This window comes from Agromyces aerolatus (assembly GCF_031432255.1).
Taxonomy (GTDB): domain Bacteria; phylum Actinomycetota; class Actinomycetes; order Actinomycetales; family Microbacteriaceae; genus Agromyces.
This window is the reverse complement of record NZ_JAVKGQ010000003.1, coordinates 113,194-128,728: the sequence shown is the minus strand read 5'-3', so window position 1 is coordinate 128,728 and position 15,535 is coordinate 113,194. Positions and strand designations below refer to the sequence as shown.

13 protein-coding genes and 1 tRNA gene are annotated in these 15,535 nt (G+C 69.7%); 3 read left to right on the top strand and 11 right to left on the bottom strand.

The genetic code is table 11. From position 1 onward, the window contains the following. Nucleotides 1-159, top strand: a complete 159-nt coding sequence (locus RH864_RS05445) for a hypothetical protein (protein WP_310516509.1) — start codon at nt 1-3, stop codon at nt 157-159. Continuing rightward, nucleotides 156-797 (top strand): anthranilate synthase component II, encoded by a 642-nt coding sequence (locus RH864_RS05440; RefSeq protein WP_310516508.1) that lies wholly within the window; start codon nt 156-158, stop codon nt 795-797. The genes RH864_RS05445 and RH864_RS05440 overlap by 4 nt, the downstream gene beginning before the upstream one ends. 120 nt (nt 798-917) lie before the next feature. On the opposite strand, the gene pknB is transcribed toward RH864_RS05440, so the two are convergent. The 9 genes from pknB to RH864_RS05395 form a co-directional block, all read right to left on the bottom strand. Next, nucleotides 918-2,615: a Stk1 family PASTA domain-containing Ser/Thr kinase gene (gene pknB, locus RH864_RS05435; RefSeq protein ID WP_310516507.1), complete on the bottom strand. Its 1,698-nt coding sequence runs from the start codon at nt 2,613-2,615 to the stop codon at nt 918-920. A gap of 66 nt (nt 2,616-2,681) precedes the next feature. Beyond that, nucleotides 2,682-4,394, bottom strand: coding sequence for a serine/threonine-protein kinase (locus RH864_RS05430; protein ID WP_310516506.1), 1,713 nt, complete (start codon nt 4,392-4,394; stop codon nt 2,682-2,684). After that, on the bottom strand, nt 4,391-5,845 hold the full coding sequence (locus tag RH864_RS05425) for a peptidoglycan D,D-transpeptidase FtsI family protein (RefSeq protein ID WP_310516505.1): 1,455 nt from the start codon (nt 5,843-5,845) through the stop codon (nt 4,391-4,393). The genes RH864_RS05430 and RH864_RS05425 overlap by 4 nt, the downstream gene beginning before the upstream one ends. Beyond that, nucleotides 5,842-7,263, bottom strand: coding sequence for an FtsW/RodA/SpoVE family cell cycle protein (locus RH864_RS05420; RefSeq protein WP_396129946.1), 1,422 nt, complete (start codon nt 7,261-7,263; stop codon nt 5,842-5,844). Before RH864_RS05420 ends, RH864_RS05425 begins: the two co-directional genes overlap by 4 nt. Continuing rightward, the gene (locus tag RH864_RS05415) at nt 7,256-8,488 is read right to left on the bottom strand and encodes a PP2C family protein-serine/threonine phosphatase (RefSeq protein ID WP_310516504.1); all 1,233 of its coding nucleotides are present in this window, start codon (nt 8,486-8,488) and stop codon (nt 7,256-7,258) included. The genes RH864_RS05420 and RH864_RS05415 overlap by 8 nt, the downstream gene beginning before the upstream one ends. 3 nt (nt 8,489-8,491) lie before the next feature. After that, nucleotides 8,492-9,049 (bottom strand): FHA domain-containing protein FhaB/FipA, encoded by a 558-nt coding sequence (locus RH864_RS05410; RefSeq protein WP_310516503.1) that lies wholly within the window; start codon nt 9,047-9,049, stop codon nt 8,492-8,494. Then, on the bottom strand, nt 9,046-9,786 hold the full coding sequence (locus tag RH864_RS05405; protein ID WP_310516502.1) for a DUF3662 and FHA domain-containing protein: 741 nt from the start codon (nt 9,784-9,786) through the stop codon (nt 9,046-9,048). Before RH864_RS05405 ends, RH864_RS05410 begins: the two co-directional genes overlap by 4 nt. Nucleotides 9,787-9,856: 70 nt before the next feature. After that, nucleotides 9,857-12,367, bottom strand: coding sequence for a glycoside hydrolase family 65 protein (locus tag RH864_RS05400; protein ID WP_310516501.1), 2,511 nt, complete (start codon nt 12,365-12,367; stop codon nt 9,857-9,859). After that, nucleotides 12,364-13,215, bottom strand: coding sequence for an HAD family hydrolase (locus RH864_RS05395; protein WP_310516500.1), 852 nt, complete (start codon nt 13,213-13,215; stop codon nt 12,364-12,366). The genes RH864_RS05400 and RH864_RS05395 overlap by 4 nt, the downstream gene beginning before the upstream one ends. Nucleotides 13,216-13,401: 186 nt before the next feature. On the opposite strand from RH864_RS05395, the gene RH864_RS05390 reads away from it, so the two are divergent. Continuing rightward, a tRNA-Leu gene (locus RH864_RS05390) sits at nt 13,402-13,485 on the top strand. A 69-nt stretch (nt 13,486-13,554) separates the two neighbouring features. Here RH864_RS05390 and RH864_RS05385 read toward each other — a convergent pair. Together RH864_RS05385 and RH864_RS05380 are read right to left on the bottom strand one after the other, a co-directional pair. Continuing rightward, nucleotides 13,555-14,031 (bottom strand): acetyltransferase, encoded by a 477-nt coding sequence (locus RH864_RS05385; protein WP_310516499.1) that lies wholly within the window; start codon nt 14,029-14,031, stop codon nt 13,555-13,557. Nucleotides 14,032-14,405: 374 nt separating this feature from the next. Continuing rightward, nucleotides 14,406-15,452: a LacI family DNA-binding transcriptional regulator gene (locus RH864_RS05380; RefSeq protein ID WP_310516498.1), complete on the bottom strand. Its 1,047-nt coding sequence runs from the start codon at nt 15,450-15,452 to the stop codon at nt 14,406-14,408. Nucleotides 15,453-15,535: the final 83 nt, after the last annotated feature.

The window sequence follows — 15,535 nt, the reverse complement described above, 5'->3', positions numbered from 1 at the left end:
ATGTACGGTGCACTCTGGCGGGTCCTCCCCGGTCCGTGGTGGCTTCGGCTGCTGCTCCTGCTCATCCTGATCGCCGCGGCCGTCTACGCCCTGTTCACGTGGGCGTTCCCGTGGGTCGACGGCATCCTGAACCCGATCAACGTCACGGTGGAGACATGACCCGCGTCCTCGTCATCGACAACTACGACAGCTTCGTCTACACGCTCAACGGCTACCTCCAAGAGCTCGGTGCCGAGACCGAGGTCGTGCGCAACGACTCGTTCGCCACCGCCGACGTCGCCGCACGCATCGCCGACTACGACGGCGTGCTCATCTCACCGGGGCCGGGCAAGCCCGCCGACGCGGGCGTGTCGATCCCGATCGTCGAGACCGCCGTCTCGTCGGGGCAGCCGCTGCTCGGTGTCTGCCTCGGGCACCAGGCCATCGCCGAGGCGTTCGGTGCGGTCGTGACCAATGCCGAAGAGCTCATGCACGGCAAGACGTCGCGCATCGAGCACGACGACAGCCCGTTCTACGAGGGTGTGCCGCAGCCGTTCACCGCCACGCGATACCACTCGCTCGCGGTGGTCGACGGCACCGTGCCCGGCGAGCTGGTGGTCACCAGCCGCACGCAGGGCGGCGTGATCATGGGGCTCCGGCATCAGGATGCCCCGATCTACGGCGTGCAGTTCCACCCCGAGTCCGTGCTGACCGAGGGCGGCTACCGCATGCTCGGCAACTGGCTCGAGGTCGTCGGCCTGCCGGGAGCACGCGAGCGGTCCCGCTCGCTCAGCCCGCTCGTGCGCGCGACCGCCTGACCCGTTGGTCGAGTAGCGAGCGCCAGCGAGCGTATCGAGACCTCGCATGCCGGTCTCGAGATCGGGTCACCGGGTCTCGATACGCGTGCTCGTTCCTCGCTCGCTCCTCGACCAGCGGGGTCAGCCCGAGCAGTAGACGAGGGTGACGTCGGACTTCTGCGGCACCTCGCCCGGCGGCAGGGACTGCCGGATGACCGGTGACCCGGACTGCTCTTCGCACGTCGGGTCTGGTTCGGGCACCGGGTTCAGCTGCAGGTCTTCGGCGCGCAGGTACGCCGACGCGGCCGCGAGGGTCTGCCCGGTGAGATCGGGCAGCGTGACGTTGCCGCTCGAGATGCGCAGGTCGACCGAGGAGCCAGAGGGCACCTGCTCGCCGGCGCCCGGCGACGTGCCGAGCACCGTGTCGGCGGGAATGAGCGGGGACCCTTCTCGGTTCTCGACTCCCGGCGTGAGGCCTGCCGCCTCGAGGGCGGCCTTCGCTTGATCGAGCGGCATGTTCGTGAGGTCGGGCACGCCGACGGGCACCTTGCCAGTCGAGACGTACACGGTGATGGGCGTCGACGTGGCGACCATCTCGCCCGCGGGGGGATCGGTGCGGATCACCTCGCCCGCGGGGACGGTGTCGTGCGACTCGTCCACGCGCGACGCCGGCAGCGTGAGCTGCTGCAGCTGATCGACCGCCTGCTCGTACGTCAGACCCGTGAGCACGGGCACCTCGCGTGAGTTCGACGGCACGCTGTCGGTCGGCTGCAGGTTGAACGCCCAGTACATGACCGCGACGACGATGACGATCACCGCGACGATGCCCGACCAGATCCAGATCGCGGGCGGGCGACGCTGGGTGCGCACCATCGTGTCGTCGTCGGTGAGCTGGCGGAGGGCGAGCTCGGACGTGGAGAACGATCCGGTCGCGGTGCTGCCGAAGAGCGCCGTCGCGGTTTCGGGTTCGCGCCGCACGGGAAGGCGCCCGGATGCGGCGAGGTCGACCTCTTCGCGGAACTCGGCGGCGGACTGGTACCGCCTGGTCCGGTCCTTGTCGAGCGCGTGCAGCACGACGGCGTCGAGCGCGGGCGAGACGCGCGAGTTGATCGAGCTCGGCTTCACCGGGCGTTCGCTCACGTGCTGGTACGCGACCGCGACGGGCGTGTCGCCCCGGAACGGCGGACGACCAGTGAGCATCTCGAAGAGCACGACGCCGGTCGAATAGAGGTCGGTGCGCGCGTCGACCGTCTCGCCCTTCGCCTGTTCGGGCGAGAAGTAGGCGGCCGTGCCGAGAATCGCGGTCGTCTGCGCGACGGTCGTCGCCGAGTCGGAGACCGCGCGCGCGATCCCGAAGTCCATGACCTTCACCTGGCCTGCGGTGGTGATCATGATGTTGCCGGGCTTGATGTCGCGGTGCACGACGCCGGCCCGGTGCGAGTACTCCAGCGCGGTCAGCACGCCGTTGATGATGCGCACGGCCGCGGTCGGCTCGAGCGGCCCCTCGTGCACGATGTCCTTCAGCAGCCGGCCGTCGACGTGCTCCATGACGATGAAGGGCAGCTGCACCTCGTGACCGCTGGAGTCGACGACGGTCTCTTCACCCGCGTCGAACACGCGCACGATCGTCGGGTGCGCCATGCGGGCCGCGGACTGCGCCTCCTGACGGAACCGCATGCGGAACGCCGGGTCGGTCGCGAGCTGCGGCTTCAGGATCTTGATCGCGACCTGACGGCCGAGCCGGCTGTCGGTCCCGACGTGCACGTCGGCCATCCCGCCGCGGCCGATGAGCGCGCCGACGCGGTACCGGCCCGCGAGGACACGTCCTTCATCAGTCACGGTGCATCGGCTCCTGTCTTCACGCGGAAACGGGTTCGGGTCGGTGGGCGGGGATCTCGGGCGTCGTCACTCCTCGTCGTCGCCGCCACCGTTGCCGCCGTTGCCACCCGCGGTGACGGTCACGGTCGTCGCGGGCGATGCGGGGGACTCCACCTGGCCGCAGAAGTAGGTGAACGTCAGCTGCAGCGCGCCGGCGGTCTGCGGGGCGAGGTTCGCGCTCGTCTGCTGCGCACCGATCGGCTGCGACGTCCCGTCGGACCCGATCAGGCGGTACCCGCTCAGCCCGGGTCCGGCGGGGCAGGTCTGCGCGGGCCAGCTCACCGCGACGCTGCCGCCCTCGGGGACGGTGGTCGGGTTCGCGGTCGGCGCGCTGGAGGGCGCGGCCGGCGCGTCGGGCGCACCGAGGAAGCTCAGCGTGATGGTCGTGCCGGGGGAGACCGGGCCGGACGGGTTCACGTCGCTGACGGTGTTGTTCTGCCCAGCCTCGGTCGCCTTGCCGCTCTCCTGCCGGTTCACCGGCAGGCCGAGCGCCTCGATCTCGGCCGCGGCCTGGTCGATGTTCATGCCCAGGTAGGCGTTGCGATCGACCTGGATGGTCTGCGGCGCCTCGGTCGTGGGCGGGGGCGTGGTGGTGCTCGGGGCCGGCGGCGCGGTCGTCGTCGCCGGGCGCGACGTGCTCGGGTCGGGGGTGTCGCCCTGGTTGGAGAGCAGCGCGATGATGGTGCCGATCAGCACGATCGCGAGGATCGCGATCAGGATGATGAGCGGCCAGGTCCAGCGGCTGCGCTTCTTCTTGCCCTCGCCCTCGGCGGCCTCGTCTTCGCCCTCGCCGTTCGGGACGGCGCTCGGCATGATCGTGGTCGCGGCGGTCTGCCCCTGCTGCGACGGCATGAGCATGGTCGCCGCGGTGGCCCCGGCCGCGCCGAGCACGGCCGGCACCGCGGCTGTGGCCGCCTGCACGTCGCCGCGTCGAAGGGCCTGCGCGGCGCGCGCGAGGTGCGCCGCGGACTGCGGCCGGTCGGCCGGGTTCTTCGCGATGCACGCGTACACGAGGTTGCGCACGGGCTCCGAGACGGTGACCGGCAGGTCGGGCGGCGTCTCGTTGATCTGCGCCATGGCGATCGCGACCTGCGACTCGCCCGTGAACGGGCGGCGCCCGGCGAGGCACTCGTACGCGACGATGCCGAGCGAGTAGATGTCGGTCGTGGGCGACGCCGGGTGGCCCGACGCCTGCTCGGGCGACAGGTACTGCACGGTGCCCATGACCTGGCCGGTCGCGGTGAGCGGGACCTGGTCGGCGATGCGGGCGATGCCGAAGTCGGTGATCTTCACCCGGCCGTCGGGTGTGATGAGCAGGTTGCCGGGCTTGATGTCGCGGTGCACGAGGCCGGCCGCGTGCGCGGCCTGCAGGGCCGCCGCGGTCTGCGCCACGATGTCGAGCACCTTGTCGGTCGAGAGCACGTGCTCGCGCTCGAGGATCGTCGACAGGGCCTCGCCGGGCACGAGCTCCATGACGAGGTAGGCGCTGCCGTCCTCCTCGCCGTAGTCGAAGACGTTCGCGATGCCCTCGTGGTTCACGAGCGCCGCGTGCCGTGCCTCGGCGCGGAAGCGCTCGAGGAAGCCGGGGTCGCCGAGGTACTCGTCCTTGAGGATCTTGATCGCGACCTGTCGCCCGATGACGAGGTCGGTCGCCTGCCACACCTCGCCCATGCCGCCGATGGCGATCCTGGACTGCAGCTCGTAGCGCCCTCCGAAGGTGAGCCCCGCGCTCGGTCTCATTTGTTCAGCACCGCCTCTAGTACCTGTTGTGCGACGGGTGCGGCGATACCGTTGCCGAACCCCTCCTGACCCTGTCCCCCGCCATCCTCCACGAGCACCGTGATCGCATACTGAGGGTCGTCGGCGGGGGCAAAACCGGTGAACCAGAGAGTGTAAGGATCGCTCTCGCCGTTCTCCGCTGTACCCGTCTTACCGGCCACGCTGACGCCGTCTATTCTTGCATTACTCGCGGCCCCGTTTTCGACGCCGTCGACCATCATCCTGACCATCGTGGCGGCGGTTTCCTCGCTGATCGCGCGCCCGTACTCGGACGCCTCGAACTGCTCGAGCGGGCTCAGGTCGGGTGCGGTCACCTCGTCGACGAGGTCGGGGTTCATCACGCGTCCGCCGTTGGCGATCGCGGCGGACACCATCGCCATCTGCAGCGGGGTCGCGCGCACGTCGCCCTGCCCGAACGCGGTGAGCGCGGTCTGCGCGTCGTCGAGCGCGCGCGGGTAGGTGCTCGGCTCGGTCAGGTTCGGGATCTCGAACTCGGAGTTGAAGCCGAACTTCTCGGCCTGCTCGCGGATGGCGTCGTCGCCGAGTCGGACGCCGAGCTCGGCGAACGGGATGTTGCAGGACAGTCGCAGCGCGTCCGCGAGCGTGACCTCCTCGCCGCCGCCGCACGTGCCGCCGCTCGAGTTGCGCACGACCGAGCTGCTCCCGGGAAGGGTATAGGCCGCCGGGTTCGGGAAGGTGCTCTCTGGCGTGTACTGGCCCGACTCGAGGGCTGCGGCCGTGACGACGAGCTTGAACACCGACCCGGGCGGGTTCATGTCACCGCCGGTGGCCCGGTTGAAGAGGGGCTTGCCCGGGTCGTCGACGAGTGCGTCGTAGTTCGCCTGCAGCTCGGCACCGCTGTGCACCGCGAGCGCGTTCGGGTCGTACGTCGGCTTGGTCACCATCGCGAGGATGCGCCCGGTGGCCGGCTCGGTGACGATGACCGCGCCGGTGTAGTCCCCGAGCGCGTCCCACGCGGCCTGTTGCGCGACCGGGTCGATCGAGACCGAGACGGATGCCCCCATCGGGTCCTGCCCGGAGATGAGCCGGTTGAGCGAGTCGAAGAACTGGCTCGACGACTGACCGCTGAGCACCGAGTTCATCGATCGCTCGAGGCCGGTGGCCTCACCGTTGACGGGGATGAACCCGGTCACGGGCGCGTAGAGCAGCCCGTTCGCGTACACGCGCTGGAACTGGTAGTTGTCGTCGGACGGTTGCGAGAAGGCGATCGGCTCGCCGCCGACGAGGATCGGGCCGCGTTCGACCGAGTAGCTCTCGTAGAGCGTCCGGGAGTTGCGCGGGTCCTGCGCGAGCGTCTCGGCCTGGGCGTACTGGATGATCGACGACGCGACGAAGAGCGTGAGGAACATGACCAGGACGACCAGGGTGACCCGCTTGAGTTCGCGATTCATCCGTCGATCACCAGCCTCGGGTGGTTCCGGATCGTGTCGGAGAGCCGGAGGAGCAGCGCGACGATGATCCAGTTCGCCACGAGTGACGAGCCGCCCGCCGCGAGGAAGGGGGTCGTCAGGCCGGTCAGCGGGATGACCCGCATGACGCCGCCCACGACGATGAACACCTGCAGCGCGAGCGTGAACGACAGGCCCACGCCGAGCAGCTTGCCGAAGTCGTCCTGACCGGCGAACCCGATGCGGAACCCGCGCGCCACGAACAGCACGTACAGCCCGAGGATCGCGAAGATCCCGGCGAGGCCGAGCTCCTCGCCGAGCGACGCGATGATGTAGTCGCTCTGCGGCACCGGCGTGATGTCGGGGCGGCCCTCGCCCAAGCCGGTGCCGATCAAGCCGCCGTTCGCGAGGCCGAACAGCCCTTGGACGAGCTGGAAGCTCCCGCCGAACGCGGCGCCGTACCGCTCCTGGTCGAACGGGTCGAGCCAGTTCTGGAAGCGGTTGTTCACGTAGTCGAGGGTTTGGCTCGCGATGAGCGCACCCGCCACGAACAGGGTGAGGCCGAGCACGACCCACGAGAGCCGGCTCGTCGCGACGTACAGCATGACGAGGAACAGGCCGAAGTACAGCAGGGCCGTGCCGAGGTCGCGCTGGAACACGATCACGGCCATCGAGAGCGCCCAGACGATCAGCAGCGGTCCGAGGTCGCGCGCGCGGGGGAACTGCATGCCGAGGAACCGCTTGCCGACCATGGAGAGCGAGTCGCGGTTGCGCACGAGATATCCGGCGAAGAACACCGCGAGCGCGATCTTCGCGATCTCACCCGGCTGGAACGTCGCGAAGTCACCGAAGCCGATCCAGACCCGCGCGCCGCTGACCTCGCGCCCGAGACCGGGCACGAGCGGGAGCAGCAGGAGCACGATCGCGACGAAGCCGGCGACGTAGGTGTACCTGAAGAGCACGCGGTGGTTGCGGATCACGAGGATCGCCGCGATCGCGCAGACGATCGCGATCGCGCTCCACGCGATCTGCCGGACCGCGGCGCTGTCCCAGCCGGCGTCGCCGTTCGCGATGTCGATGCGGTAGATCATCGCGATGCCGAGCCCGTTCAGCACGGTCGCGATCGGGAGCAGGAACGGGTCGGCGTCGCGCGCGACGAACCGCATGGCGATGTGCAGCCCGAACACGAGCACCGAGAGGCCGACGCCGAGCAGGATCAGCTGGGTGTCGATCGTGCCGAGCGCGCCGAGCTGCACGAGCGTGATCGAGGCGGCGTTGATCACGCACGCGAAGAGCAGCAGCCACACCTCGAGGTTGCGCAGCCGCTGCGGCAGGCGGATACGCCGCACGCCCGTGGGCGGCGTATCCGACCGCACGGCGGTGCCGCGCGGCGGGGTCTGGCCTCGTCCGCGGTCACTCAAGGGATTCCTCCAGTCGCTGCACGATGGTCAGCGCCTCGGCGAGGCTGCCCGCCGTGATCGTCTGCGCCACGCGCTGCTGGTCGTAGGTGCGCAGCTCGGCGACGTCGATGTTCGTCTCGCTGTGCAGCTCGTGCAGCGAGATCGGCCCGAGGTCTTGCTGGATGCCCTGGTACACGGCCACCCGGCCGTTCGACTCGCCCACGTAGTAGCGGGTCTGCGTCCACTGATAGCCGAGGACGAACGCGGCGACGATCGCGCCGATCAGCAGCACGATCCAGAACCCCCAGACGAACCGGCGGCGCCTGCGGCGTCTGGCGTCCTCCTCGATGAGCTCGTCGAAGAACTCGTCGGAGTCGGGCTCGAAGTGCGTCTCCTGCACCGGGTGCGGGCGGAACGGGGTCAGGAAGATGCCGCGCGAGCGCGCGGGCTCCGCGGGCTGGCCGAAGGCCAGCGGTGCGGCCGCGGATCCGACGATGAGCGGCGGCGTGTCGGGTGCGGCGGGTTCGCCGATGTCGACGACGACCACGGTGACGTTGTCGGGTGCGCCGCCGTCGAGCGACGCCTTGACGAGCCGGTCGGCGATCTGCTTCGCGCCGGCGTCGGCCGCGATCAGCTCGTGCAGCTCGTCGAACGACACCACGCCGGAGAGCCCGTCGGAGCAGAGCACCCAGCGGTCGCCCGGCCTCGTGTCGAGCACCATCGTGTCGACCTCCGGCGAGGACTCGACGTCGCCGAGCACGCGCATGAGCACCGAGCGGCGGGGGTGCACCATCGCCTCCTCGGCCGTGATGCGGCCGGCGTCGACGAGTCGCTGCACGAACGTGTGATCCGTCGAGATCTGGCTGAGCTCACCCGATCGCAGCAGATAGATTCGCGAGTCGCCGATGTGCGCGATGACCGCCCGGTCGCCGTCGATGAGCAGCGCGCTGACCGTCGTGCCCATGCCCGTCAGCTCGGAATGGTCGGCGACGGTCTCGGTGATGCGGCGGTTGGCGGCGAGCAGGGCGGCCTCGAGCGAGGACGCCGCCTCCGCCGCGCTCGGATACTCGACGTCGGACTCGGCGATGCGGTGCGTCGCGATCGCGCTCGCCACGTCGCCACCCGCGTGCCCGCCCATGCCGTCGGCGACGAAGAACAACTGCCGACCGGCATACCCGGAGTCCTGGTTGTTCGCGCGGACCCGTCCGACATGCGAGACGGCCGCGCTCGCTTTGACCGAGGCCATCGGCTACCGCCGCAGCTCGAACGTCGTCGCTCCGACTTTGACCGTGGCTCCGAGCGGAACGGGCGTCGGCACGGTCACTCGGGAGCCGTCGAGGAACGTACCGTTCGTGGAGTCGAGGTCCTGGATCATCCACCGGCCGTTCCACAGCATGAGCCGGGCGTGGTGGGTCGAGGTGTAGTCGTCGCGGATGATGATCGCCGAGTCGCTCGAACGGCCGATGGTGATCTCGTCGCGGCCCAGCGGGAACTCGGCGCCCGACTTGGCGCCGGACGTGATCACGAGGCGGGTCGCGTTGTCGGTCGAGGCGTGGTCGGATGCCACGGGCGGCTGGTTGACGGCCTCGGTCGGGGCCGAGGAGACCTGCGACGACGGGAACGCCGACGGCGCAGCAGCCGCGGCCGGCGCGGGGGCCGGCGCGGCGGCCGCCGTCGCGGCATCCGGGAACTTGCGCACCCGCTGACCGAAGAGGTCGCTGCGCAGCGCGTAGACGATGGAGAAGACGAAGACCCACAGCAGCAGCAGGAAGCCGAGCTGGAGGACGAGCAGGGTCAGTTCGCTCACGAGGCCGGCCCCCAGAATCCGCCGAGGTCGCCGCCGCGCGACCCGCCACCGGACCGGCCCCCGGTCTCGGTGCTGGCCTGCGCCAGCACCCGGAACACGATCCGCGACCGGCCGATGGTGATCACCGAGTCGGGCTCGAGCACCGCCTCTTTCACGGGCGAGCCGTTCAGCTGGGTGCCGTTCGTCGAACCGAGGTCGCGCACGCGGGCGCGCGAGCCGTCCCACTGCACCTCGGCGTGGCGGCGCGACGCGCCGGTGTCGTCGAGCGTGACGTCGGCCTCGCTGCCGCGGCCGATCACCGTGCGGCCCTTGAGGATGGGGTACCGCCGGCCGTTCACGTCGAGCACGGGCGTCCACGCCACATCGCCCTTGGTGTTGGCCGAGTCGACCTGGACCATGCCGACCGAGAGGCTGTCGTCGGGCGTCAACGCGATCGAGATGCCGCCCGCGAACTGGAACCGCTGGCTCGCCGCATGCTTCTGCACGAGGTCGACGAGCTCGTCGATGAGCGCCGGGCCCAGGCGGGACATCCGGTCGTGGTCCTCCGGTGCCATGCGCACCGTGAACGTGTTGGGCACCAGCACGCGGTCGCGTGACACGACGGCGGCCTTGGTGTCGATCTCGCGCTTGAGTGCCGCGGTGATCTCCACCGGCTGCAGCCCCGAGCGGAAGGTCTTCGCGAACGCGCCGTTGACGGCGCGCTCGAGACCCTTCTCGAAGTTGTCCAGTAGGCCCACGTGTCTCCCGATCGGTATATCCGTGATGACTTCGCGACAGAATAGCGCGAAGGGCTGAGAACGAGTCTCGTCAGTCGACCGGTATGGGCGAGTCGGCCGCATCCACGTCGAGTGACAGGGTCGGGATCGACGCGGTCAGCAGCGTGCCGTCGGCCCGCCTGATGCCCGTGACGTCGCGCATGGTCGGCGCGCCCAGGATGCGCGGACCCTGCCCGTCGAGCGGTACCCGCACGTCGGCCCCGGGCCGGATCTCGACCGCGCGGCCGCGCACCGAGACATCCGCCCCATCGCCCGTCTCGACCGTGAACGTGATCGCATCGTGCTCGACCCGCGTGCGCACCCGGCTGCCCTTCAGCGACACCCGGAACGTCAGCGACTCCCAGCCGTCGGGCAGCCGCGGGTCGAACGTGAACCGGCCGTTGTGGTCGCGGAATCCGCCGAAGCCGAACGCGAGCGCCGCCCACACGCCACCCGTCGACGCGACGTGCACGCCGTCGGCGGCGTTGTGGTGCAGATCGGCCAGGTCGACGAACAGCGCGGCCCGGAAATACCGGAGCGCGAGCTCGTGGTAGCCGACCTCGGCCGCGATGATCGACTGCACGACCGCCGACAGCGTCGAGTCGCCCGTCGTCAGCGGGTCGTAGTACTCGAAGTCGGCGAGCTTCTGCTCCATCGAGAACCGGTGGCCCTGCAGGAACAGCGCGAGCACGACGTCGGCCTGCTTCAGCACCTGGAAGCGGTAGATCACCAGCGGGTGATAGTGCAGCAGCAGCGGGCGACGGTTCTCGGGCGTGTGCTCGAGGTCCCACAGCTCCTTCTCGAGGAACGCCGCGTCCTGCGGGTGCACGCCGAGCTTGTCGTCGAACGGGATGTGCATGTGCGCGGCCGCCCGACGCCAGCTCGCGACCTCGGCCGGCGTGACGCCGAGCCGCTCGATCAGGCGACGGTACTCGTCGGGCTGGTGCACCTGCAGCTCGTCGACCGCCTTCGCGGCGGCCTCGAGGTTCGCGCGGGCCATGACGTTCGTGTACAGGTTGTCGTTCACGACGGTCGTGTACTCGTCGGGGCCGGTCACGCCGTGGATGTGGAAGACGTCGTCCGCGTTGGAACGCCAGAAGCCGAGGTCCTCCCAGAGCCGGGCCGTCTCGACCAGGATGTCGATCGCGCCGCGCGCGAGGAAGTCCTCGTCGCCGGTCGCCTGCACATACTGCATGAGCGCATACGAGATGTCGGCGTCGATGTGGTACTGCGCGGTGCCCGCCGCGTAGTACGCGCTGGACTCGAGGCCGTTGATCGTGCGCCACGGGAACAGCGCGCCGAGCTGGTTCAGCTCGAGGGCGCGCGCCCGTGCCGCATCGAGCATCTTCTGCCGGAACCGCAGCACGTTCCGCGCCACGATCGGCGCGGTGTAGCTGAGGAACGGCATCACGTAGATCTCGGAGTCCCAGAAGTAGTGCCCGCCGTAGCCCGAACCCGAGACGCCCTTCGCCGCCACGCCGCCGCCGTCGGTGCGGGCGGTCGCCTGGCCGAGCTGGAACAGATTCCAGCGGATCGCCTGCTGCAGCTGCGCCTGAGCCGGCACCTCGACATCGGACCTCGTCCAGTAGTCGTCGAGCCACGCGCGCTGCTGCGCGAAGATCTCGGCCACGCCGAGCTCCGCGGCGCGATCGAGCGTGCGATCCGCGCGGTCGACGAGCTCGCGCGCCGGAACTTTGCGGGCGGTGTGGTAGCTCACGGCCTTCGTCACGCGGATCGGCACGCCCTGGCTCGCGTGCACCTTGTAGATGTGCTTCGCGAGGTCGTCGCCGATCGAACCCGACTCCGAGAACGGGTTCTCGGTCTCGATCGAGTGCTGCGCGCCGACCGCGATCGCCATGCCCGAGTTCGTGGTCTGGTAGGCGAGCATGTAGCGGCCTTCGCCGTGCCGCTTCACGCGCGGCTGCAGCACCCGCTCGGTGAACGTCTCGGCCTTCCGCGGGTCGAACTCGCCGGGCGCCTCGGTGACGCCCGAACGGTATTCGTCGCGCCCGTCCTGGCGGTTCAGGATGTGGCTCGAGATCGTGATGGCCGCGTCGGCGTCGAGCAGCTCGACCTCATAGTCCATGAGCGCGAGATGCCGGTCGGTGAAGCTCGTCATGCGCCGGCTCGTAATCAGCACGCGCTTGCCCGACGGGGTGCGCCACTCGATCGAGCGGCTGAGCGTGCCCGTGCGGAAGTCGAGCCGGCGCTCGTACGACAGGATCTCCGCCTCCGTCATGACGAGCGGCTCGTCGTCGACGTACAGGCGGATGACCTTCGCGTCGGGCGCGTTCACGATCGTCTGGCCGACGCGCGCGAAGCCGAACGCCTCCTCGGCATGCCGGATCGGCCACGTCTCGTGGAAGCCGTTCACGAACGTGCCGTGCATATGCCCGTCGCGGCCCTCCTCGACATTGCCGCGCAACCCGAGGTAGCCGTTGCCGACGGCGAACAGCGTCTCGGTGCGCCCCTGGTCGTCGAACCCGAACTCCGTCTCGACGAGCGCCCACTCATCGTTCGGGAATCGGCTCAGGTTCAGGGGATCGGTGTCCGCGAACTTCATGCCTCTTCCTCTTCAACATCCGCTGGTACATCCGATGGTCGAGTAGCGCCCGACGAGTCTCCCGCTGGTCGAGTAGCGCCCGACGAAGGAGGACGCGTATCGAGACCGAGAGCGGGGATCAACTCGTCCAGTTCCCGCACGACCACGTCGGCACCCAGCGCGCGCAGCGCATCGGCGCCCGCCCCGCGGTCGACGCCGACGACCGCGCCGAACGGGCCGGCAGCGCCCGCGCGCACGCCCGACTCGGCATCCTCGACGACCGCGCATACCGCGGGGTCGAGGCCGAGCCGCTCGGCCGCGGCGAGATACGTGTCGGGCGCGGGCTTGCCGGGGATGCCCTCGCGCGCGGCCACGGCACCGTCGACGACGACCTCGAACCGCGGGGCGAGCCCCGCGGCGAGCAGCACGGACGGCGCGTTCTTCGAGCTCGACACGACCGCCACGAGGCATCCGCGCGCCTGGACCGCGTCGAGGAACGCGACGCTCGCCGGGTACGCGGCGACGCCCTCTTCGGCGAGGGTGGCGTTGAAGGCGGCGTTCTTGCGGTTGCCGAGGCCGTGCACGGTGTCGAGCTCGGGCGCATCGGTCACATCGCCCTCGGGCAGGGTGATGCCGCGGCTCGCGAGCAGCGAGCGCACGCCGTCGTAGCGCGGCTTGCCGTCGATGTAGGCGTAGTAGTCGGCGTCGGTGTACGGCGCGACGCCCGCCGCCTCGAGCACGGGCGTGAACAGGCGCGACCACGCGTGCATGTGGACGTCGGCGGTCGGCGTGAGCACGCCATCGAGGTCGAACAGCCAGCCGCGGATCGCGCCCAGATCGGGCGCATGCGTCGCGGGGGAGTGGGTCACGTGAGCGGTCCTTTCATCGCACGTCGGCCGGGCACCTGAACCCAGGTTTTCGATGGTATTCCGGATGCCTCGCCTGGTGCGAGTCCGGAGGGTGAAGGATTGGGGGACGATGGGCCGAATGGCGATCCCCGAGTCGAGATGTTAGTCTCGGTTGGCTGATGCGCGCCTGAGTGTGCGAATCGGTATGCGCAAGTGGCGGAATAGGCAGACGCGCACGGTTCAGGTCCGTGTGCCCGAAAGGGCGTGGGGGTTCAACTCCCCCCTTGCGCACCGCGGTTCGAAGGCCCCGATCTCAGAGATCGGGGCCTTCGTCGTTTTCCGGATGCTTCGGGAATGTGGTCAGGACGGCGAGCTGAGCCTCATGTGGAGCAACGGGTACGGCCGACCGGCCTCGTCGGTCTCGCTGCGACCGACGACCTCGAATCCGCGGTGAGCGTAGAAGGCCGCAGCCGAGACGTTCTGCTCGTTGACATCGACGGTGGTGACGCCGTGTTCCCTGATCGCATGGGTGAGAAGCGCTGTGCCGATCCCGCTGTCGCGTTGCCTCGCATCGACGAACAGCATCTCCAGCGTTCCGTCGAGCACGCCCGAGAATCCGACCGGTCGACCGTCACGCTCTGCGACTGAGATGACGACTGCCGGAAAGTAGTCGGACTGCAACCTGGCCTCGATCTCGTCGCGATCCGCATCCGCAAGGAAGTCGTGCGTCGCGTCCACGGCGCCACGCCAGATCGCAGCGAGCGCCGGATACTCCGCAGATCCGATCGAGGGCCGAATGCTCAACACCTGAGGGGTGGGTTCCTTCCGCGGAGACATCAGCCCATCTCGCAGCCCGAGCAGCAGGCGGAGCAGCCGGCGGAGCAGCCGCTCATCTTGCCCTCGAGTGAAGCTTCACGACGCAAGCGTAATCGGAACTGCACGTCCGGCCGGGTCATCGACCCGGGTCTTCTTCATCTTTGCGGATGCCTCGGGGTGGGGTCGCGAATGGTCGTTCGCGAACGTGTCGGGCGACCATTCGCGACCCTCTTCCGAGGCCGCCCGATCGGTCGAGCGCATGCCCGACGATCAGGCCGCCTTCGAGGCTGCGCAGCGGATCCGGGCCGTGCTCATCCAGCACGGTCAGGCATCGATCGGCTGTTCGGCGCACCAAGGGGGCGAGGTGTGTCGATGCGTGCCGGCGCGGGCGATCGCTACGCCGACGGTGCCGCGGCCTCGGCGCTGGTCGAGGCGCGAGGGTGGAGCACCGGGGGGTTCTCGAGCAGGATGTCCCTGACCTCGTCCGATCCGGCCAGCAGCTGGCGAACCGCGACGACGCCCATCTCATGCAGCGGCAGGCTGACCGTCGTCAGCGCCGGAACCAGGTGCTCGTTGAGCCACGTGTCGTGGACGGCCGCGACCGAGATGTCACGGGGCACCGCGATGCCCAGCTCGGCAGCGCCGGCGAGGATGCCCATACCGATGAGCGAATTGCCCGCAATGAGTGCGGTCGGGCGATCCGGCGCACCGGCCCACCGGCCGGCGAGCTCGCCGACACCTGCCCGGCCGCCGTCGGCAGACCACTCGCCGTACACGCAATCCTGTTCGCGGAGTTCGAAGCCGACCTCGTGCAGCGCCGAACGCATCCCCGCTTCTCGGAGCAGATTCGTCGTCGATCCACGCGGGCCCGACACCAGGCCGATCCGCGTGTGGCCGAGCGAGAGCAGGTGCTCGGTGAGCAGACGGGTGGCGGCGCGCTCATCCGGATACACATGGGAGATGCCGGCTTCGCCGGGGCCGGCCGGCGCGTTCACGACGACCGTGGGAAGCGCGCGCGCGATCTCGACGGCCCGGCGGTCGAACTCGCCGTGGCCGCCCTGGACGACGAGCCCGTCGACGCGTTTGCCGTTGACGAGGATGTTGAACGCCTCATCGTCGCTCAGCAGCTCGTCGACGTCGCCGAGCACGAGGAAGTAGTTCCGCTCGGCCGCGGCCTCACGCGCCCCGCGCAGCAGCTCCAGGTAGATCGGGCTCGAGAGGTCGTGCACGACGAGGCCGAGCAGACCGGTCCTGCTCTTCCGCAGGCTCTTCGCCGCGACGTTCGGCACGTAGCCGAGCCGATTCGCTACCTCGATGATGCGCGCCTTGGTCTCGGCCGTCGCCCGGGCCTTCGGATCGCCGTTCAGCACCCGGGAGACCAGCGCGACCGAGACGTTGGCGTCGGCGGCGACGTCTGAGAGACGGATGGATCGGCGGAACACGGAGCCTCGTGTCCCGTGTTCCGCCGATTCATCCATGCTTCAACTATGACGGCGGGTCGGGGCGTCGGCGAATCCGACGCCCC